The 20,680-nt window shown below is 73.9% G+C and carries 11 protein-coding genes; 6 read left to right on the plus strand and 5 right to left on the minus strand.

Annotation, left to right across the window (positions count from 1 at the left end; translation table 11 throughout):
* Positions 1 to 25 precede the first annotated feature (25 nt).
* Positions 26 to 2,041 (minus strand): NADPH-dependent 2,4-dienoyl-CoA reductase, encoded by a 2,016-nt coding sequence (locus ACFYY6_RS15375; protein ID WP_351523281.1) that lies wholly within the window; start codon positions 2,039 to 2,041, stop codon positions 26 to 28.
* Positions 2,042 to 2,292: 251 nt separating this feature from the next.
* Here ACFYY6_RS15375 and ACFYY6_RS15380 point away from each other — a divergent pair, with 251 nt between their 5' ends.
* Positions 2,293 to 2,838, plus strand: a complete 546-nt coding sequence (locus ACFYY6_RS15380) for a DoxX family membrane protein (protein ID WP_389193458.1) — start codon at positions 2,293 to 2,295, stop codon at positions 2,836 to 2,838.
* Between the two features lie 135 nt (positions 2,839 to 2,973).
* Here ACFYY6_RS15380 and ACFYY6_RS15385 read toward each other — a convergent pair whose 3' ends face one another.
* Positions 2,974 to 4,596: a chitobiase/beta-hexosaminidase C-terminal domain-containing protein gene (locus ACFYY6_RS15385; RefSeq protein WP_389193461.1), complete on the minus strand. Its 1,623-nt coding sequence runs from the start codon at positions 4,594 to 4,596 to the stop codon at positions 2,974 to 2,976.
* A gap of 278 nt (positions 4,597 to 4,874) precedes the next feature.
* Here ACFYY6_RS15385 and ACFYY6_RS15390 point away from each other — a divergent pair, with 278 nt between their 5' ends.
* A complete protein-coding gene (locus ACFYY6_RS15390) occupies positions 4,875 to 7,220 on the plus strand; it encodes a hypothetical protein (protein WP_389193464.1) in 2,346 nt (781 codons plus the stop codon).
* 113 nt (positions 7,221 to 7,333) lie between these two features.
* Here ACFYY6_RS15390 and ACFYY6_RS15395 read toward each other — a convergent pair whose 3' ends face one another.
* Both ACFYY6_RS15395 and ACFYY6_RS15400 read right to left on the minus strand, forming a co-directional pair.
* Entirely contained in the window at positions 7,334 to 7,606 is a 273-nt protein-coding gene (locus tag ACFYY6_RS15395) for a twin-arginine translocase TatA/TatE family subunit (RefSeq protein ID WP_389193467.1), read from the minus strand.
* Positions 7,606 to 8,652: a sporulation protein gene (locus ACFYY6_RS15400; protein WP_351523289.1), complete on the minus strand. Its 1,047-nt coding sequence runs from the start codon at positions 8,650 to 8,652 to the stop codon at positions 7,606 to 7,608. The genes ACFYY6_RS15395 and ACFYY6_RS15400 overlap by 1 nt, the downstream gene beginning before the upstream one ends.
* 445 nt (positions 8,653 to 9,097) lie before the next feature.
* Here ACFYY6_RS15400 and ACFYY6_RS15405 point away from each other — a divergent pair, with 445 nt between their 5' ends.
* Positions 9,098 to 10,093, plus strand: coding sequence for an ABC transporter substrate-binding protein (locus tag ACFYY6_RS15405; RefSeq protein ID WP_389193470.1), 996 nt, complete (start codon positions 9,098 to 9,100; stop codon positions 10,091 to 10,093).
* Positions 10,094 to 10,217: 124 nt separating this feature from the next.
* Here ACFYY6_RS15405 and ACFYY6_RS15410 read toward each other — a convergent pair whose 3' ends face one another.
* On the minus strand, positions 10,218 to 11,393 hold the full coding sequence (locus ACFYY6_RS15410; RefSeq protein WP_389193473.1) for a M20 family metallopeptidase: 1,176 nt from the start codon (positions 11,391 to 11,393) through the stop codon (positions 10,218 to 10,220).
* 150 nt (positions 11,394 to 11,543) lie between these two features.
* Here ACFYY6_RS15410 and ACFYY6_RS15415 point away from each other — a divergent pair, with 150 nt between their 5' ends.
* From ACFYY6_RS15415 to ACFYY6_RS15425, 3 genes are read left to right on the plus strand one after another with little or no spacing between them, the layout of a single operon-like run.
* Positions 11,544 to 18,809: an amino acid adenylation domain-containing protein gene (locus tag ACFYY6_RS15415; RefSeq protein ID WP_389193476.1), complete on the plus strand. Its 7,266-nt coding sequence runs from the start codon at positions 11,544 to 11,546 to the stop codon at positions 18,807 to 18,809.
* Between the two features lie 7 nt (positions 18,810 to 18,816).
* Entirely contained in the window at positions 18,817 to 19,029 is a 213-nt protein-coding gene (locus ACFYY6_RS15420; protein ID WP_351520932.1) for an MbtH family protein, read from the plus strand.
* 59 nt (positions 19,030 to 19,088) lie between these two features.
* On the plus strand, positions 19,089 to 20,579 hold the full coding sequence (locus ACFYY6_RS15425; RefSeq protein ID WP_389193633.1) for a DHA2 family efflux MFS transporter permease subunit: 1,491 nt from the start codon (positions 19,089 to 19,091) through the stop codon (positions 20,577 to 20,579).
* The last annotated feature ends 101 nt before the right edge of the window (positions 20,580 to 20,680 follow it).

Below are 20,680 nucleotides of genomic sequence, written 5' to 3' on the forward strand. Positions count from 1 at the left end.
CCCGCTCATGGCGCAGCCGGCTCCGTCAGAGCGCGGCCGCGACCTCGGTGCCCTGGCGGATCGCGCGCTTGGCGTCCAGCTCGGCGGCCACGTCCGCGCCGCCGATCAGATGCACCCGACGGCCTGCCGCGAGCAGTTCCTCGTACAGCTCGCGGCGCGGCTCCTGGCCCGCGCAGACCACCACGGTGTCGACCGGCAGGACGCGCCGCTCGCCGTCGACCGTGAGGTGCAGGCCCTCGTCGTCGATCCGGTCGTAGGCGGCGCCCGCGATCATCGTCACGCCCCGGTGCCGCAGCTCGGTGCGGTGGATCCAGCCGGTCGTCCTCCCGAGCCCCGCACCGACCTTGCCGGGCCTGCGCTGGACGAGGTGGACGGTGCGCGCAGGTGCCGCGCGTTCGGCGGTCCGCAGACCGCCCCGTTCCCGGAGGGCGGTGTCGACGCCCCATCGCCGGAAGAACGCCTCGGGGTCGGCGCTCGCGCCGTCGCCCGGGTCGGTCAGGAACTCCGCCACGTCGAAGCCGATCCCGCCCGCCCCGATGATCGCGACACGGTCGCCGACCGGCGCCCCGTCGCGCAGGACGTCGAGGTAGCCGACCACGCTCGGATGGTCCAGGCCCGGTATCGCGGGGGAGCGGGGCGTGACGCCGGTGGCCAGGACGACCTCGTCGAAGCCTTCGAGCATCTCGGCCGTGGCCCGCGTGCCGAGCCGCAGCTCGACCCCCTCCTCCGCGAGCCTGGTACGGAAGTAGCGCAGCGTCTCGTCGAACTCCTGCTTGCCGGGAACCCTGCGCGCCACGTCGAGCTGTCCGCCGATCCCGTCCGCCGTGTCGAAGAGGGTCACCCGGTGGCCGCGCTCGGACGCCGTGACGGCGCAGGCGAGCCCGGCGGGTCCGGCGCCCACCACCGCGAGCCGCCTGACCGTCCGGGTCGGCGAGAGGACGAGTTCGGTCTCGTGGCAGGCGCGCGGATTGACCAGGCAGGAGGTGACCCGGCCGCCGAACACGTGGTCCAGGCACGCCTGATTGCAGCCGATGCACGTGTTGATCGCCTCGGGGCGCCCCGCGGCCGCCTTCGCCACGAAATCGGGGTCGGCCAGGAACGGCCGGGCCATCGAGACCATGTCGGCCCGGCCCGAGGCCAGGATCTCCTCCGCGAGCTCGGGCGTGTTGACGCGGTTGCTCGTGATCAACGGCACGGACACGGATCCGCGCAGCCGCTCGGTCACCCAGGTGTAGGCGCCGCGCGGCACGGACGTGGCGATGGTGGGGATGCGGGCCTCGTGCCAGCCGATCCCCGTGTTGATGATCGTGGCCCCGGCCGACTCGATCGCGCGCGCCAGACGCACGACCTCCTCCGACGAGGAGCCGTCGGGCACCAGATCCAGCATCGAGAGCCGGTAGATCAGGATGAAGTCGTCACCGACCCGCTCGCGGACCCGGCGCACGATCTCGACCGGGAACCGCATCCGGTTCTCGTACGAGCCGCCCCAGCGGTCGGTGCGGTGATTGGTGGCCGCGACGACGAACTCGTTGATCAGGTAGCCCTCGGAACCCATGATCTCGACGCCGTCGTACCCGGCGTGCCGCGCCAGCTCGGCGGCCCGGACGAAGTCCTCGACGGTCTTCTCGACCTCGTCGTCGGTCAGGGCGTGCGGTGTGAAGGGGCTGATCGGCGCCCGGAGCGCGCTCGGCGCCACCAGATCGGGGTGGTGCGCGTACCGGCCGAAGTGCAGGATCTGCATGGCGATCCGGCCGCCCGCCGCGTGCACGGCGGAGGTGACCACCGCGTGCCGCTCGGCCTCCGCCTCGGTGGTCATCCTGGCCCCGCCGGGCGCGGAACAGCCCCGGGCATTCGGGGCGATGCCGCCCGTGACGATCAGGCCGACGCCACCCCGGGCGCGTTCCGCGTAGAAGGCGGCCATCCGCTCGAAGCCGCCCTCGGCCTCCTCCAGGCCGACGTGCATGGACCCCATCAGCACCCGGTTGGGCAGGGTGGTGAACCCGAGATCGAGCGGGCTCAGCAGATTCGGGTACGGGCTCATGCGGCGGCTCCTCGCGCGGTGTCGTTGCGCCAGTTGTAGACCACCGGGATGTCATTGTGCAACAAGTTGCATAATGGCGTTCGTCGCGGAGCGGTCCGGCGCGTCCCCCGGGCGGCGTAGTCCCGGGTCACACCGGCGGCCCGCACCACGGAGAGTGGGAGGCGGGGCGGCCGTCCCGTTCCGGGAGCCGCCGGCCCCGCTCCGGATTGCCGGACGCCGAACCCCGAGCCCCGAGCCCCGCGGAGAGTGCCATGTCCCGTCCCGACCGGCGTGACCTCGGTCTGCTCGCCCTGCGCGTCGGCACCGGCGCGGTACTGGCCGCGCACGGCACCCAGAAACTGGCCGGCTGGTTCGGTGGCGGAGGCATCGCGGGAACCACCGCCGCGATGGAGGCCATGGGGTTCCATCCGCCGAAGCACAGCGCGGTCGCCGCGGGGCTCGGCGAGGCGGGCGGCGGAGCGCTGCTGGCCCTCGGCCTCGCGACACCGGCGGCCGGTGCGGCGGCGGCCGGTGCGGCGGCGGCCGGGGCGATGGCGGGGGCCGTGGCCGTCCACGCCCCGGCGGGTTTCTTCGCGCAGGGCGGCGGTTACGAGTACCCGGCCTTCCTCGGGTTCACCGCCGCGGCGATCGGTCTGGCCGGCCCCGGCCGGTACTCGCTCGACCACGCCACCCGTCATGTCTTCGACCGGCCGTGGACGGTCGCCCTGGCCTTCGTGGGCAGCGCGGTCGCGGCGGCGGCCGTCGTCGGCAGACGCGCCAGGGGGCGGCGGGCCGTGATCTACCCCGACACGACCTGACGCCCCGTCCGCCCGCGGCGCCGGACGCGCTCGGAGGGGCCGGGCGTGCGAAGAGGGGCCGGGCGCGCTCGCAGGGGCCGGGCGCGCGAAGAGGGGCCGGGCGGCCCGGGGAGGCAGCCGCCCGGCCCGGCGGCGTTACTTGCGGAACGTCAGCGACGCGGCCGGGGAGGCGTTCCCGTACGCGTCGACCGCGACGACCCGGGCCACGTACCGCTTGCCCGCGACCGCGCCCGGCACCGGGATGTCGAGGCTGTTCGGACGGGGCATGAAGGTGAAGTCCGAGAGGACCTTGGACGAGACGACCGAGGCGCCCGTCGAGGCGTCGGTGATGTCGACCTCGTAGTGGTGGACCATCTGGTCGTCCCGGGCCTGTGCGATCCGCAGGGCCGTACCGCCCTTCTCGTCGGTCACCCGGGACAGCGGCCGGTGGGTGGTGAACTTCGGCGCCACGGTGTTCCGGGTGGCGGCCGTGTAACGGAAGTTGTCCTTGATCTGCTGGTTCGTCGAACCCTTCAGGCGCACCGTCCAGGTGTCCCCGCTCAGGGTGCCGGCGCTGGCGTACGGCGGCTGCCAGTCGGCCGTCCACTTGCCGCCGGTGTAGATGTCGTGCTTGTCCGCGGCCATGTTCACCCGCGCGATCTCCGTGCGGTCCTTGTAGACCTCGACGAAGAGGGCCTGCGCGGTCGGCGACTCGAACCGGTCGGCCAGGCCGTCGGCGGTGACCATCTGGTAGCCGTGGTCCATCTCGACGTAGCTCATCGAACCGTCGTTGACCGACGTGAAGTCGCGCTGGTGGATCGAACGGTCGTCGTTGATGTTCAGGTGGGAGTGGCCGGAGAACAGGATGGCCTGCGGAAAGGCGCCGAGGTCCTCCGCGAGCCGGGGGTTCGCCGCCTGCTGACCGTCCATGGTGGTGCCCGTGGTGGGCCGGTGACCCTGCACCAGGACGGGCCTGCCCGTGTTGGCAGGGTCGGCGGCGATCGCGGTCAGCCGCTCCTTGAGCCAGGCACGCTGGGCCGAATCCGAGTTGTAGGTCTCGGTGTTGACGGTGAGGATGTGCAGGCCCTTCACCACGGACTCGTAGTAGCCGCCGCCCGAGTCGGGGAACCACTCCCGGGGGTACCCGGCGCGTATCGCGGCCAGGCTCGCGTCGTGGTTGCCGTTGGAGATCAGCAGTTCGGTGTTCTTCATGCCCTTGCGGGCGAGGTTGGCCCGGAAGATCTCGGAGACGATCCGGTGGTCGGGGCCCTTGCCGTCGCCGTTGTCGTTGATCATGTCGCCGTTGGACAGGATCGCGTCGGGCCGGGGGAAGATGGACCCGATGGTGTCGAAGAAGCTCTCGTACTTCTTGTCGGCGCTCACGTGGCTGCCGACGTGCACGTCGGACATGACGACGAGTTCGGCCAGCGGCTTCTCGCGGGACTTGATCAGATACCCGTACGACACCGGCACGCTGCCCCGGTTGCCGTGGAACGCCACCGCCGTGACGTTGGTGTCCTTCGTGATCCGCAGCGGACGCCCGGGGGAGTACACGAGGCTGTCGCGGGTGGGGGTCGTGCCGTCGAGGGTGTAGCGGACGGTGGTGCCGCGCTCGGCGCGGAACTTCAGCTCGACCGGGTGCTCGTAGCGTCCGCCCGGAACGCTGACACCGGGGGCGGCGGGAACGGCGGGGGACGCGGTGGCGGGGGAGTGCGCCTGGGCGGCGGTCGGCGCGACGAGCGCGACGGACGTCGCGACGACGAGAGGGGTGAGTCTCACGGGGGTCCCTGTTCTCTGTGTCTCTGGCCCGGGTTCGGCGCCCGGGCTGCCCGACCGGTCGTGTAACGGCTTGATAACCGGTCTGTACCGACGACGGTAGGGTCCGCGGGTCAGTCGGTGGTGCGACCCGGTCGACTTCCTGGTGAAGCGCTCATGAACGTCTGTCCGGAGCCGCCCCCGGCATCGCCGTTCACCCCCGGCGCCTTCCCGGCGCTCGTACTTTCGTTCGTATCCCACCTCATCAACGGCTTGTCATACTTCGCTGGCATAATCCCCGCATGTACAAGGGTGAGCCGATCGAATACCTGCGGGACGAGGCGATGGTGGTGATCCCGCCCGGCGACCCCGAGGTGTCGACGGCCTTCGCCGTCTTCGACGACTCGGTGGAGGCGCTGCGCACGTTCGTGCTCGGCCGGCTGGGACGGCGCGGGAGCATGGTCCCGGCCCCCGCGGGCGTGAAGTGCGACGCGCTGGTCCCCGTCGTGGTGAGCCTGGTGCCGCGGCCGGACAACTCGTACGACCGGAGGGCCGTCTCGGTCGCCGCGCCGCCCCGGCAGGGCGGTTCGGTGCTGGACCGTCACATGGGCTACCTGTACGACAGTTTCCTCCACCACCAGGGGGCGGACATCCACCGCCTCGCCGAGGCCGCCGACGCCGCCGTGGGCTGCCACGGCTGGATCGAGCTGAACCGCGTCGACGCGTACGAGTACGAGGAGGACGACGACCACGCCTCCGACGGGGAGGAGGACCGGCTCCCCGACCGGCGCCGGCCGTTCACGCGCGCCGAGCAGCTCGCCGCGGGCCACTGGATCGGGCGCGTGCGGCTGAACCTGCCCGACACCGACGAACTGCGCTCGCTGGTCACGGACTTCCTCGAAGCCGGGCCCGGAGCCGCGGACACCGATCCGCAAAGGGCACCCTCCGGCACCGACGCGCCCGCCGGGCCTGCCGCCCGTGTGCCCGCCGACGTGTCCACCGGGACGTCGGCGGACATCCCGGAGCCAGCCGCCGAGGCGGCGGATTCCGGCCTGCGGGAAGCTCTCCACGGGCGCCTGGCCGCACAGTTGCGCGCGGCTCTCGCGGCCCGGGCCGCGTCCGGCACCCGGGGGCCGGAGACCGCCCGGGACCGGGCGCAGGCCCTCCGCGACGAACGGGCGGAGGCCGAGCTGCGGGCCTGGGACCGCTACCGCCGACGCCCCCACACGTACGAGGATCTGCGGGCCGTCAGCCGTACCGTCTACGGCACGCACAAGGTCCTCGTACTGGACCGCACCGGGCTGGAGGTCGGGGAGTACCGCCTGCCGGACGGGCCGTTGACACTCATCGACGAACGGGCGCGCCCCGAGGCGCTCGCCGCGCTGCGCCGGCACGGCGTCGAACCGGGGGAGCCGTCGGCGCTCGCGGGACTGGACGCGTACCCCGACGCCACCGTGCTTCCCGGAGAGATCTGGTCGATCCGGCTGATCGAGGACGCGGTGGCCGTGCGCGACCTGCCGCAGGCCGGTACCTACGACCCCGCCACGGGAATCCTGACCGTCCACGCCCGCCCGTACGCCGAACCGATGACCGTGCTGCTGCGCCGGCACGGTGTCGAGCCGTCGTGGGTGACCTGGGCGGCGCCGGACGCGGAGACCGAGCGGCTGAACCGCCGTGCCGCGTCGGGGGCGGGCGACGCCGGGCCGTTCCGTTCGCCCTGCCTGCTCACGTCCCGGGCACTGGAAATCGTCCCGCGGCCCCACCGGCAGTGGCTCAACGCGCGGACGGCGGACCCGTCCGTCGTGGCGGAACGCGCCACCGGCCCGGCGGGCGGCGAGGACCCGTACTACCGGCGGGAACTGGAGGCGATGTTCGGCGCGCCCGTCGTGCCGGGCCGGACGGCGCCGTGCAGGCTCTGCGGGCGGCCGGCCCTGGAGGCGCGCGACCGGCTCGCGTACTGCTTCGGGTGCTGTCGGCTCGCCCGGCGCGGCGTGCTCAGGGACAACGGCACGGACGGGCCGTGGACCGACGCCGTCATCCACGCCCTGCGGCGCCTGGTCCGGATCGAGTTCTCGGGGCCGCCGTCGCTCGCGCAGCTCGACCGGGTGACCGTCACCGATCCCCGGGCGGTCGACGAGGCCATGCTGTGCCGGTTCCTGATTCCGCGCCCGGTCACCGGGCTGCTGACCGCCCGTCCCGCCCGCGCGGCGCGATCCTGGGTGCAGTGGCTGCAGTTGGCGGGGGTGCTCGACGACGGTGTGCGCCGGGCGCGCGGCACGCTGACCGTCGCCACCGACGGGCACCTGTGCCGCTCCATGCTGGAGCGGCACATCGACGACTTCTTCCACCACCGGGGTGTGGAGCACGAACCCGAACCGCACTACCCCCGCCACCTCGAACTGAACACCACGGGGCTGCGGGCCGACTGGCGGCTCGGCGACGGCACGTTCGTGGAGGCGCTGGGGCTCATGGAGCAGCGGTCGTACTACGAAAAGGTGCAGCGCAAGACCGAGTTGGCGCGGGAGGCGGGCATCCGCCTCGTCACCCTCACGGCCGCGGACCTGGACCGGCTACCGGAGATCTTCGCGCCCTGGCTCCCCGCCGACCGGGAGGACCCGGAGCGGCGGTGCCCGGTCCCGGAGGACTGACCGGCCGGGAGGGGGTTGTCGCCGCCGTCGGTGCCCGCCGGACACCACCGGCCGCCGATGCGCGCCGGGTAGGGCGGACCGGCCGGGCGCGGACCCCGCCCGGCCGGTCCGCCCTACGTGGGTTCCGGGGCGTGCCCCGTGTCCGGCTTCGATCCCTCGGGCCCCGTCCGGGCGACGGTCTCCCCGCGGATGACGCGACTGCCATGGGCGTCCGCCCCGGTTTCCGCGGGCGATCCGGCGGGCCGCTCCTCCTTCATCGCCCTCGCCTCGGCCTTGAGGATGCGGGCCGACTTGCCCGCGGACCGGGCGAGTTCGGGGAGCCTCTTGGCGCCCAGGACGCATATGACCACGATCAGGATGATCGCGAGCTCGCTGAATCCGAGCATCAGTCGTCACCCCCGTCCTCGTCGCCCTCGAAGAAGTCCCCGACCTCGTCGACGACTTCGGCGGCGACCATGCCGCCGACGACGCCCACCGCGAGCCCGGCCGCGCCCGCCGCGACGGCGGTGCCGATGCCCGGTCCGGAGCGGTGACCGCCGTCGTGGTGATGACCGGCGTCGTGATGGTGGGCGCCGTCATGGCCGTAACCGCCGCCGTGGTGCGGGGCGTACGGGTCACCGTGACCGTGGGCGCCGTACGCGGGGGCGGGCGCGTACGCGGAGCGGTGCTCGACCAACTGCCGCAGCCAGCCGTCGACCAGTGCCCGCCAGTCCTGCTGGTGGACGGTGTCATGGGCGACCGTGAACCGGGTGAGCGCGTCGTGCCCGGAGGAGAAGAGGCCGCCGCGCTTGTCGGCCTCCAGGACCACGTCCATGCCTCCCGGAGTGGCGAGGAAGGTCACCTCGATCTCGTTGACCCGGTCCGCGTACTGCGGCGCCGGAGTCAGCTCGATCTCCTGGTAGAAGGGGAGTTGCTGGTGGGTGCCGCCGATGCGGCCGTACTCCAGGTCCGCGGACCTGAAGCCGAATCCGAGCTGCCCCAGCGCCTCCAGGACGGCCTCCTGGGCCGGCAGCGGGCGCACGGCGAGCTGGTCGAGGTCGCCCTTGTCCTTGGCGCCGGCCACCGACAGTTCGGTACGGACACCGAGGACGATGCCCAGGGCCTGCCCGTACAGTTCGGTGATCGGCGTCTCCCAGGGGAGGGCGATGGCGAAGGGCACGGCGCGCTGTTCGCCCTCGTGCAGCCGGAAGCCGCCGCCGACGGTGAAACGCTCGAAGGCCACCACGCCTTCCCGTTCCCCCTCCTCGAACTCGGCCTCCACCCGCGCGACGAGTTCCAGCGCGATGTGCTCGATGTCGAAGCCGGCGCTGCCACCCTGGAGGTGGACCCGACCGGACAGGGTGCCGCCCGGCACGGCCGCCCCGGGATCGAGGACCGTGTCGACCGTGGGGCCGCCCACACCGAGTGAGCCGAGCAGTCGTTTGAACACCATCGAGGCGTCCACTCCCTTACACGCGTACGAGGTTGCGCGGATGTCCGGAACACTGGGACGGACATCCGCGCTCTACAGGCGTGTAGAAGCATAGAGCCGTCGACGGGGCTTCGGGGCGCACGCGGCCGTGCGGAGCGGGAAAGTCCGAAACGGATCGCCAGGTCGTCCGTGCGGGCGCTCGACAGGTCCGTTCCGTCGCGCCCTCGGTGCTGGTGACGCGGCCCGTCGCGGAGTCGGGCGGCGGTCCGCGACCGGGAGGCCGGCGAGTTCGGTGGCGGTGTCCGGCGGGTCGCTCCCGTCGGCTGCCGCGCGAGCGGGACATCCCCTTGCCCGAAAGGTGTGAGGTAAGGCTAACCTTAGTCCCTGCGGCCGGGTGGTGAGGCGATCGCGAGTCGTCGGCCTGCCCCCGCACTGTTTGCACGTCCCCGTGAACCATGGAGCCCCCATGACCCTGCCCAGTCGTCCTTCCCTGTTGCTGTCGCGCCGCGCGGTCCGGGCCGCCGCGGTGGCGGCGGCGGCCACGCTGCTCATGACCGGTTGCGGGACGGACTCCGACGACGCCAAGGGCGATGCGGGCAAGGAGTCCGCGGCATCGGCCACCCGTACCGTCAAGGACGCCACCGGCCGGGCCGTCGAGGTTCCGGCCGATCCCAAGCGGATCGTGACGCTCACTCAGGAGGACCTGGACGCCGTCCTCGCGCTCGGCCTGAAGCCGGTGGGCATCACCAACGGGCAGGGTCTCGACAAGCCGCCCGCCTACCTCGCCGACAAGGTCCAGGGCATCGACATCGTCGGCAATCTGCTCCAGCCGGTGATGGACAAGGTCGTCGCCGCCAAGCCCGACCTGATCCTCGCCGGTGACATGCAGGACGAGCAGGTTCTGAAGCAGCTGCGCGAGATCTCCCCGGCCACGCTCGTCACCACGGCGCCCACCGACGACTGGAAGCTGTCGCTCCGGGGCATCGGCAACGCCGTCAACAAGCTCGACGCCGCGAACGAGGTCATCACCGAGCACGAGAACGCCGCCCGGGCCGTGGGCGAGAAGCTCGGCGCGAACAAGGGCGCCGAGGTGTCCATCGTCCGCTGGAACCCGGACGGCCCCAGCTGGATGGAGAACAAGCAGTTCGCCAGCGGCATCGCGCTGGAGATGGGGCTGAAGCGGCCCGAGGCGCAGAACAAGGACGGCAACGCGCACACTCCGTCGCTGAGCCTGGAGAAGATCAACGAGATCGACGGCGACTGGCTGTTCCTCTCGACCCTCACCTCCGACGGCGAGAAGGCGCTCGAGGAAGTCGAGACCAAGCCCGCCTACAAGGAGCTGAGGGCCGTCAAGACCGGCCATGCGGTGACGGTCGACGGCTCCGTCTGGTCGACCCGCGGCGGCCCGCTCGCGGCCGATGTGGTCATGAACGACATCAGCAAGGCGCTGGGCGCCTCCTGACGCCCCCTCCGGTCGCGCGGCCGGACGGTGCGGGGTGCGGGGCGGGAGTCCCGCACCCCGTGGGTGCTCCGCGGCGCCCGTGGCTGTTGCGCGTCCGTGGGTGCCCCCGGCCCGCCGCCGTCCGTCAGGCGGGCCGGTGTCCGGACCGGCGGGCCCATGCGAGGTCGGCGGCCGTCCAGGCCATCGCCGTCGCCCCGTCCAGCAACGCCCGTTCGGCCCTGGCCGATACGGCCGCCTCGGCGAAGGCGGCCTCGTGCGGGCCCGAGGAGCCGTCGCTGATGTCGAGCACCGGGTGGATGGACGGCACCACGTGCGAGACGTTGCCCATGTCGGTGCAGGCGAACGGCGGCCGTTCCACGGGCTCCGGACGGCCCAGCGCACGGGCGTTGGCCGTCCACAGCCGGAGCAGCCCCGGGTCGCCGCGGAAGTCCAGGTAGTCGGGCTCCGGGCGCTCCAGGGCCACCTCGCAGCCGGTCGCCAGCGCGCCCGCACGGAAGCACGCCTCCACCCGGTCGCGCAGTTCGGTCAGGTCCTCGGCGGCCAGCGCCCGCAACTCGTACTCGGCGCGGGCCCGGTCGGGGATCGCGTTGGGCGCGCTGCCGGCCTCCGTGGTGATGCCGTGCACCCGCCACTGCGGCGGCAGTTGCTGGCGCAGCAGCCCGATGGCCACCTGGGCCACGGTCAGTGCGTCGGCGGCATTGCGACCCTCGTGCGGGTTGAGGCTGGGGTGTGCGGCGCGGCCGGTGTACGTCACCGAGAGGGTGCCGAGCGCGAAGGAACGGAAGTCCGCCATCTCGAACGGGCACGGGTGCACCATCATGGCCGCGTCCACGCCGTCGAAGGCGCCCTGGCGGAGCATCAGCGCCTTACCCGCGCCCCGCTCCTCCGCCGGTGTCCCCAGCACCCTTACGCGCAGGCCGAGTTCGTCCGCCAGCGGGGCGAGGCCGAGCGCGGCGCCGATCCCTGCGGCGGCGATGAGGTTGTGGCCGCAGGCGTGCCCGAGCTCCGGCAGGGCGTCGTACTCGCAGACGACCGCCACCGTCAGCGGGCCGCCGCCCGTGACGGCCTCGAAGGCGGTGTCCAGTCCATGGGCCGGGGCGGTCACCGCGAAGCCCTGGTCGCCCAGCAGTTCGGCGCACCAGGCGGCGGCACGGTGCTCGATGAACGCGGTCTCGGGATGACCGTGGATCCGGCGGCTCAGGTCCAGCAGGGCATCGCGCCGCTCCTCGATCCGTTCCCGTATGCGGGACTTGACGTCCTGGGGGGCGGGTGCGGGGGTGTCGTCGTGCGGGTCGCTCATCGGCTCCTCCTCCGGTGGGTGTGATCGCGCCGCCCTCCGTCGTGAAGTTCGCACGGCGGGCACGCGGTGCAAGTATTTAGCTTAGGCTTGCCTAAGTCGTTGGCGGTCCAGTGCGCGGCAAGGCTTTCACAACCGAGGAGTTCTCCCCACATGAACGAGCGTCCGGAGTCGTTCCCCCTGCTCACCGCGCAGAGCGGCATCCACTACGCGGGGCAGCTCGCCCCGGGCGGCACCGAGTTCCACACGGCCGACATCGTGGAGATCGAGGGAGCCCTCGACGAGGACCGCTTCGAGCGCGCCCTGCGCCGTACGGTCGAGGAGGCCGAGACCCTGCGGCTGCGGTTCGCCGAGGAGGACGGCACGCCCGCCCAGTACGCCGACCCGCACCACGTGTTCCGGCTGCACCGGGCGGATCTGCGGCACCTCGCGGACCCCGCCGGGGAGGCCGGACGCCGCATCCGCGCCGACCTGTCCCGGCCCGCCGACCTCGCGGCCGAGGACGGGCTGATGGGCCAGGCGCTGCTGCGGGTCGGCGACAGGCGGTACTGGTGGTACCAGCGCGTCCATCACATCGCCGTCGACGCCTACGCGCTGACCCTGATCGGCCGCCGGGTCGCGGAACTGTACGCGGCCGACGGCGACACGGCGCCGGAGTGCCGGTTCGCCCCGCTGCGCGAGATCGTCGACGAGGAGCGGGACTATCTGGCGGGCGAACAGTACGCCATCGACCGGGAGTTCTGGACCGGGCGGATGGCCGGCGCCGTCCCCGTCACGCTCGCACCGCCCACCGTGACCGGCAACGGCAACGGCAACGGGACCGCGACCGGCAACGGCTCGCTGCGGCACGTCGCCGACCTTCCCGCCGGCGCGCTGGACCGCCTCACCCGTGCCGCCGGGGCCGCCAAGGCCACCTGGGCCGAACTCGTCGTCGCCGCCACCGCCGTCCATCTGCACCGGCTCACCGGGACCGAGGACGTCGTCCTCGGACTGCCCGTCACCAACCGCCGCGGTCCGGCCGCCCTGCGCACCCCTGCCATGGCCGTGAACGTGCTCCCGCTGCGCGTCGCCGTCCGCCCGCGCGACACCGCCGCCGAACTGCTGCGCCGCATCGTGCTGGAGATCCGCCAGGTCCGCCGCCACCAGCGCTACCCGCAGGCCGACCTGCGCCGCGACCTCGGCCTGACCGCCCCGGTCGCCCCGCTCACCGGTCCGATGGTCAACATCAAGCCCCACGACGGCGGCACGCTGGACTTCGGCGGCCCGACCGGCACCGTCCGCAACCTCGCCGCGGGGCCGGTCGAGGACCTCGCCTTCGGCGCCTGGCCCGGCCCCGACGACGGCCTCGCCCTCGTGCTGGACGCCAACACCGACCGCTACACCGGCGCCGACGCCGAGCGGTACGCGGCCACCTTCCGGCGCTGCCTGGACGGGCTGACCGAACTGCTGCTCACCGACCCGCACCGCCCGGTCGCCGCCCTCGACCTGCTCACCGGCGACGAGACACGCCGCGTCACCGCGGGCCGCTCCGAGCCGCCCCACACCGCCACCGTGCCCGAGGAGTTCGCCGTACGTGCCGCACGCCTCCCGGACGCGACCGCCGTCCGCTGCGGCAACGACACCCTCGCCTTCGCGGAACTGGACGCCGCCGCCAACCGGCTCTCCCACCACCTCGCCGCCCACGGCGTCGGCCCCGAGACACCGGTCGCGCTCGCCCTGCCGCGCTCCACCGGCACGGTCACCGCCCTGCTCGCCGTCCTCAAGGCGGGCGGGGTCTGCCAGCCACTCGACCTCGGCCACCCGCCCGCCCGCACCCTCGCCGTCCTGGAGGACGCCCGCCCCACCTGTGTCCTCGGCACCGCCGAGGCCCTGGCCGGGCTCCCGGAGCACGGACTGCCGGTGATCGCCCTCGACGACCCCCGGACGCTCACCGCCCTCGCGCAGGCGCCCGCCGACCGTCCCGCCGCCACGCCCCGCCCGGACGACGCCGCCTACATCATCCACACCTCCGGCTCCACCGGCCGTCCCAAGGGCGTGGTCGTCACCCACGCCTCCCTCGCCAACCTGTACGCCGGCCACGGCACCGACCACATCGCCCCCGCGGTCGCCCGCACCGGACGCGCCCGGCTCAAGGTCGCCCACAGCGCCTCGTTCGCGTTCGACGCCTCCTGGGACCCGGTGCTGTGGATGGTCCACGGCCACGAACTGCACCTGCTAGACGACGCCACCTACCGCGACCCGGCCGCGCTGACCGCCTACGTCGACGAGCACCACGTCGACTATCTCGACGTCACCCCCTCCTACGCCGAGGCCCTCCTCGCCGAGGGTCTGCTCGGCGACGGCCACCACAAGCCCGCCGTGCTCGTCGTCGGCGGCGAGAGCGTCCCCGCGCCGCTGTGGGACCGTCTCGCCGCCACCGAGGGCGTCCACCCGCTCAACCTGTACGGACCCACCGAGACCACCGTCGACGCCTGCCACTGGACCGGCCCCGGATCCGACGGCAGCCCCGTGCGCGCCACCCGGCTCTACGTCCTCGACACCGCCCTGCGGCCGTGCCCCGACGACGTCGCCGGCGAGCTCTACGTGGCCGGTGCCTGCCTCGCCCGCGGCTACCTCGGACGGCCCGACCTGACCGCGCAGCGGTTCGTCGCCGACCCCTTCGGCGCCCTGCACGGCGATCCGGGCGGCCGGATGTACCGCACCGGCGACCTGGTGCGGCGCCGCGCCGACGGCACCGTCGAGTTCCTCGGCCGCACCGACGACCAGGTGAAGATCCGTGGCTTCCGGATCGAACTCGGCGAGATCCGGGCCGTGCTGGCCGCGCACCCCGCCGTCGACCGGGCCGCCGTCATCGCCCGTGACGCGGCAGGCGGCAAGCGGCTGCTGGCCTACGCCGTGCCCCGTCCCGGTGCGGACACCGACCCGGCCGTCCTGCGCGACCATCTCGCCGCCGCGCTGCCCGCGCACATGGTCCCGGCGGCCGTGACGCTCCTCGACGAGCTGCCCCGCACCCCCAACGACAAGCTCGACCACCGCGCCCTGCCCGACCCCGCCCCGCTCGCCCCGCCGCCCGCGGAGCCCGGCACGGCCGGCGACGACCCTCACACCGACGTCGTCGCCGGACTCTTCGCGGACCTGCTCGGCCTGGAATCGGCCGCGGCGCCCGGCGCCTCCTTCTTCGACCTGGGCGGCCACTCACTGCTCGCGGCCCGGCTCGCCGCCCGGCTGCGCGAGACCTTCGGCGTACCCGCCTCCGTGGCCGACGTGTTCCGCGCGTCCACCCCGGCCGCGCTCGCCGCCCTGACCCGCGCCCGCGACACCGACGCCCTCGAGGCCGAGGCCGCCGGCGAAGCGGCGCCCGCTCCCGAACCCGGCCCCGGCGAGGCGCCGTTGTCACCGGCCCAGCAGCGGCTGTGGTTCCTGCATCGGCTGGAAGGGCCCAGCCCGACGTACAACATCCCGCTCGTCCTCACCGTCGAGGGACCGCTGGACGAGGACGCGCTCATCGCCGCCATGGCCGACCTGACGGCACGCCATGAAACCCTGCGGACCGTCTATCCGGTCCCCGACGACGGCCCGGACAGCCTGCCCCGCCAGCACGTCCTCGCCCCCGACGACCCGGCGGCCCGGCCTCGACCGCACCGCGCCGCCGACGGCGAGGACCTGACGGCCGCCGCCCGCCACACCTTCGACCTGGCCCGCGAGATCCCGCTGCGCGCCACCCTGTTCACCGAGGCCGACGACCGGCACACCCTGCTGCTGGTCCTGCACCACATCGCCGGGGACGGCGCCTCCACCACCCCGCTGGCCGACGACCTCGCCACCGCCTACCGGGCCCGACTCCGGGGCCGGGCACCGGAGTTCACCCCGCTGCCCCTGCGGTACGCCGACCACACGGCCCGGCAGCTGCGCCGGCTCGGCACCCCCGCCGCGCCCACCCCGCTCGCCACCACCCGACTGGATTACTGGAAGGGGGCGTTGGCCGGGCTGCCCGACCAGCTCGACCTGCCCACCGACCGGCCCCGTCCGCCCGTGGCCGGAACCGACGGCGACACCGTCCCCTTCGCGGTGGACGCCGCCGCCCACGCCGCGCTCGCCCGGCTCGCCCGCGCCGCCGGCGCCAGCGTGTTCATGGCCGTGCAGGCGGGGCTGGCCGCCCTCCTCACCCGGCATGGCTGCGGCACCGACATCCCGCTCGGCACCCCCGTCGCCGGACGCGACGACGCCGCCACCGCCGCGCTCGTCGGCTTCTTCACCAACACGGTCGTCCTGCGCACCGACACCTCCGGCGACCCCAGCTTCCGGGAACTGCTGGCGCGTGCGCGGACCACCGCGCTGGCCGCCTTCGACCACGACGACCTGCCCTTCGACCACCTCGTCGAAGCCCTCAACCCGCCCCGGTCATTGGCCCGCCACCCCCTCTTCCAGACCATGCTGGCCTGGCAGTCGGTGCCGGACGCCGCGTTCCCGCTCGGCCCCGGCGCCACCGCCCGGCTGTCCACCATGACCTCCGGCACCGCCAAGTTCGACCTCACCCTCAACGCGGGCGAACTGGCGGGCGGCGGCATCGGCGGCTTCCTGGAGTTCCGCACCGACCTGTTCGACCGCTCCACCGCCCAGGCCCTGGCCGACCGCCTCGGGCGGCTGCTCACCGCCGCCGCCGAGGCCCCGGACACCCCGCTCGGCCTGCTGCCGCTGCTGAGCGCCGACGAACGCCACCGCGCTCTCGTCGACGCCAACCTTCCCGCCGCCGCGGCCGACGGCGAGCACCCCGCCCCGGCCGTGACCACCCCCGCCACGCTCGCCGACCGCTACGAGGAGGCCGCCCGACGGCACCCCGACCGGATCGCCGTCGGCCACGAGGGCGCCACCCTCACCTACGCCGAACTCTCCGAGCGCGCCCACCGGCTGGCCCGGCTGCTGACCGACCGCCGCATCGGCCCCGGCTCCGTCGTCGCCCTCGCCCTGCCCCGTTCCCTCGACCTGGTCACCGGTTTGCTCGCGGTCTCCCTCGCGGGCGCCGCGTACCTGCCGCTCGACCCCGACTACCCGGCCGACCGGCTGGCGTACATGCTGGCCGACGCCCACCCCGCCGCCGTCGTCACGGACACCGCCACCGCGCCCGGACTGCCCGAGCACGATCTGCCGCTGATCACCGTGGACGGCGACGCCGCCGCGGCGTACGACGGCACCCCGCTGAGCCAGAAGGACCGGGTCCGGCCGCTCACCCCCCACGACCCGGCGTACATCATCTACACCTCCGGCTCCACCGGCCGGCCCAAGGGCGTCGTGGTCACCCACCACAACGTCACCCGGCTGCTGACCGCCACCGACCACTGGTTCGGCTTCGGACCGGACGACGCCTGGACCCTGTTCCACTCCTACGCCTTCGACTTCTCCGTCTGGGAGCTCTGGGGCGCCCTGCTGTACGGCGGCAAGGTCGTCGTCGTACCCCACCTGACCAGCCGCGACCCGGGCGCCTTCCTGAGGCTGCTGGCCGCGGAACGGGTGACGGTCCTCAACCAGACACCGTCCGCCTTCTACCAGCTGGCCGCCGCCGACCGCGAGGAACCCGGACACGAACTCGCCCTGCGCCACGTCGTCTTCGGCGGCGAGGCGCTGGAACCGGGCCGCCTCGACGACTGGTATGCCCGGCACGCCGACGACGCGCCCCGGCTGGTCAACATGTACGGCATCACCGAGACCACCGTGCACGTCACCCACTTCCCGCTGGACCGGGCCACGGCAGCCGCCGCCACCTCCTCCGCCATCGGCGTCAACCTCCCCGACCTGCGTGTCTACGTGCTCGACGAACGGCTCCAGCCGGTGCCGCCCGGCGTGACGGGGGAGATGTACGTCGCCGGGCAGGGCGTGGCCGCCGGGTACCTCGGCCGGCCCGACCTGACCGCGACCCGCTTCGTCGCCGACCCCTACGCCCGTCTGTTCGGGGAGAGCGGCGCCCGGATGTACCGCTCCGGCGACCTCGCGCGCAGGCGGGCGGACGGCACCCTGGAGTACTTCGGCCGCGCCGACCACCAGGTCAAGATCCGGGGCTTCCGGATCGAACTCGGCGAGATCGAGGCGGTCCTCGCCGCCCACCCGCGGGTCGCGGACGTGGCCGTCGCGGTCCGCGAGGACGTCCCCGGCGACAAGCGGCTCGTCGCCTACGCCGTACCGGCGCCCGACGCCCCGGAGGGCGCGGATCTCGCCGCGGCGCTGCGCGAGCACGCCGCGCGCGACCTGCCCGTCCACATGGTCCCGTCCGCCGTCGTCGCCCTGGAACGGCTTCCGCTGACCGGCAACGGCAAGCTGGACCGCAAGGCCCTGCCGGCCCCCGGCCGCCCCGCCGCCACCGACTCGCGCGCCCCGCGCGGACCGCGCGAGGAACAGCTGTGCGCGATCTTCGCCGAGGTGCTCGGCGCGGAACGGGTCGGCGTCGACGACAACTTCTTCGACCTCGGCGGCCACTCGCTGCTCGCCGTCCGCCTCGCGGCCCGCGTCAGGGCCGCCCTCGGCGCGGACGTCTCCATCGGCACCGTCTTCCGCTCCCCGACTCCCGCCGCCCTGGGCGTCGCGCTCGAAGCGGCGGTGGACGGCGGACGCCGCGACGACCCGCTCGACGTGCTCCTGCCGCTGCGCCCGGCCCGTGAGGGCGACCGCGCCCCGCTGTACTGCGTCCACCCGGCGGGCGGGCTGAGCTGGTGCTACGCCGGACTCATCCGCCACCTGCCCGCCGACGTGCCGATCTACGGCCTCCAGGCACAGGGCGTCGGCCCCGCCACCTCGGGCGAACCGCTGCCCGCGACGCTGGAGGAGCTCGCCGCGCACTACGTGGCCCGGATGCGGGAGGTGCAGCCCGCCGGACCGTACCGGCTGCTCGGCTGGTCCACCGGCGGCATCATCGCGCAGGCCATGGCCACGCACCTCCAGGACCGGGGCGAGGCCGTCGAACTGCTCGCCGTGCTCGACGCCTACCCCGCCGAGGGCTTTCGCGAGCTGCCCGTGCCCGACCACGCCGAGGCGATGGAGTCCCTGCTGGCGATGGGCGGCTACGGCCCCGACATCCTGGACGGCAAGGAACTCACCACCGCCCACGTGATCGAGGTGCTCCAGCGCGAGGGCAGCCCGCTCGCCGCGCTGAACGCCCCGACGCTGGAGGCACTGGCGGAGATCTACCTCAACACCAACCACCTCGTGCGGGGCTTCGACCACCGGCGCTTCGACGGCGACGTGCTGTTCTTCCGGGCCACCGTCGACACGATCGACGACGAGCTCACCCCCGACACCTGGGCCCCGTACGTGGGCGGGCGCATCGACAGCACGGACATCGCCTGCTCCCACAAGGACATGACCCTGCCCGAACCGATCGCGCACATCGCCCGCGTGGTCGCCGACCGCCTGACCGACCTGGAGAAGTGACACCACGATGGCTGTGAACGACGACGCCCCCGTCAACCCCTTCGACGCCGACGGGGAGGCCGACACCTTCCTCGTCCTCGTCAACGAACGGCGTCAGCACTCGCTGTGGCCGGACTTCGCCGACCTGCCGGCCGGCTGGACCGCGGTGCACGGTCCGTGCCCGCGTCAGGAGGCACTGGAGTGGGTGACCGCGCACGACACCGGACTGCTGACCCGGTGACCGCGTCCGACTCCCGTACCGGTCCGAAGTCCCGTACCGGACCGGGCCGTCGGCCGTCCTTGCCGCGCATCGGTCCGCGGCTCGCCGTGGTCCTCGTCTATGTGGCCGCGATGTGCATGAACGGCCTCGACTCCACCATCGTCAACCCGGCCCTCTACACCATCGCCGAGGACTTCGGACGGCCCGTCGGCGCCGCCAACACCGTCGAGACGGCGTTCCTGGTCGCGCTGGCGCTCGCGCTGCCGGTGGCGGGCTGGCTCGGCGACCGGTACGGCACCAAGAGGGTCTTCCTCGGTTCGCTGGCCGTCTTCACGGCCGCCTCCGCCCTGTGCGGACTGGCCTGGAACCTGCCCGTGCTGGTCGTCGCGCGGGCGGTGCAGGGGCTGGCCGGCGGCCTGCTGACCCCGGTGGGGATGACGCTGCTGTTCCGGGCGTTCACCCCGCCGGAGCGGGCCGGGCTGGCGAAGGTGCTGATCGTGCCGACGGCCCTGATGCCCGCCCTCGGCCCGCCGCTCGGCGGTCTGCTCACCGAACACCTCTCCTGGCACTGGCTGTTCTTCGTCAACGTGCCGGTCGGCGTGGCAGCCGTGCTGCTCGGTGCGGCCGGGCTGCGCGAGCACGTGGAGGGCACCGCGGGGCCGTTCGACCGGGCCGGGTTCTGGCTGGCGACGCCCGCCCTGGGGCTGCTCACCTACGCGCTCGGCTTCGGTCCGGCGCGCGGCTGGTCCGACCCCGTCATCGCGGGCTGCGCGGTCGCGGGCGGTGCGCTGCTGGTGGCGACCGTGGTCCAGCAACGCCGAGCCCCCGCCCCGCTGTTGGGGCTGCGATTGTTCGCCGACCGGTACTACGGCCCGGCCGCCGCGCTGGCCGCCCTCACGGCCGCCGGGCTCATGGGCGTGCTGTTCGTGGTGCCGCTGCTGTTCCAGGCGGCGCTCGGCGGCACCGCGCTGGACGCCGGGCTGAGCGTCTTCCCCGAGGCGTTGGGCCTGATGCTGGCCTCGCAGACGGTGGACCGGCTGCTGCCGCGTCTGGGCCCGCGCCGGCTGGCCGTGGCCGCGCTGGTCGCGGCGGCCGTGGTGTTCGGCGCGCTGGCGGTGCCGGGCACGGCGGAGAACGCGTGGGCGGTGCGGGCCCTGATGCTCCTGATCGGGCTGGTGCTCGGCACGGCCGTGCTGACCGTGCAGCTGGCCGGGTTCGAGACCATCACCCCGCCCGACATGGGCCAGGCGATGGGTCTCTTCCAGATCGTCCGCACCCTGGGCGGCGCGCTCGGCATCGCGCTGTGCGCGGCGCTGGTCGGCGGCGGCGCGCACCCGGCGGGGACGGCGATGGACGCCGGGCCCTTCCGTACGGCGGTATGGGCCTCGGCCGTACTGGTGGCGCTGTCGGCGCTGCTCGCCCTGCGGCTTCCGCGCGCCGCGTCCCCACCGCCGCCGCTCGACGAGGACATGGCGGAGGACGGGGAGTCGGGACCGGAACCGGCCGGCGGCGCGAAACCACCGGAGCGGCCCCGGGGAGCGGAGGCCCGGGAACGCGACACCGCGCCCTGACGGACGGACCGAAGGCGCCACGCGGCGGGATGCGCGGGGCGCCGTCGGCATGCCCGGGGAGAGGGCGGAGGCGTGGACGGGGGCCTGGGCGCACGAGGCGC

It is taken from the genome of Streptomyces sp. NPDC001750, from assembly GCF_042892615.1.
In the GTDB taxonomy this organism is placed as follows: Bacteria; Actinomycetota; Actinomycetes; order Streptomycetales; family Streptomycetaceae; genus Streptomyces.

Excerpts from the sequence above, each read along its gene's own strand:
- ACFYY6_RS15375 (WP_351523281.1), bottom strand. The coding sequence starts at position 2,041 with ATGAGCCCGTACCCGAATCTGCTGAGCCCGCTCGATCTCGGGTTCACC.
- ACFYY6_RS15380 (WP_389193458.1), top strand. The coding sequence starts at position 2,293 with ATGTCCCGTCCCGACCGGCGTGACCTCGGTCTGCTCGCCCTGCGCGTC.
- ACFYY6_RS15390 (WP_389193464.1), top strand. The coding sequence starts at position 4,875 with ATGTACAAGGGTGAGCCGATCGAATACCTGCGGGACGAGGCGATGGTG.
- ACFYY6_RS15395 (WP_389193467.1), bottom strand. The coding sequence starts at position 7,606 with ATGCTCGGATTCAGCGAGCTCGCGATCATCCTGATCGTGGTCATATGC.
- ACFYY6_RS15400 (WP_351523289.1), bottom strand. The coding sequence starts at position 8,652 with ATGGTGTTCAAACGACTGCTCGGCTCACTCGGTGTGGGCGGCCCCACG.
- ACFYY6_RS15405 (WP_389193470.1), top strand. The coding sequence starts at position 9,098 with ATGACCCTGCCCAGTCGTCCTTCCCTGTTGCTGTCGCGCCGCGCGGTC.
- ACFYY6_RS15410 (WP_389193473.1), bottom strand. The coding sequence starts at position 11,393 with ATGAGCGACCCGCACGACGACACCCCCGCACCCGCCCCCCAGGACGTC.
- ACFYY6_RS15415 (WP_389193476.1), top strand. The coding sequence starts at position 11,544 with ATGAACGAGCGTCCGGAGTCGTTCCCCCTGCTCACCGCGCAGAGCGGC.
- ACFYY6_RS15420 (WP_351520932.1), top strand. The coding sequence starts at position 18,817 with ATGGCTGTGAACGACGACGCCCCCGTCAACCCCTTCGACGCCGACGGG.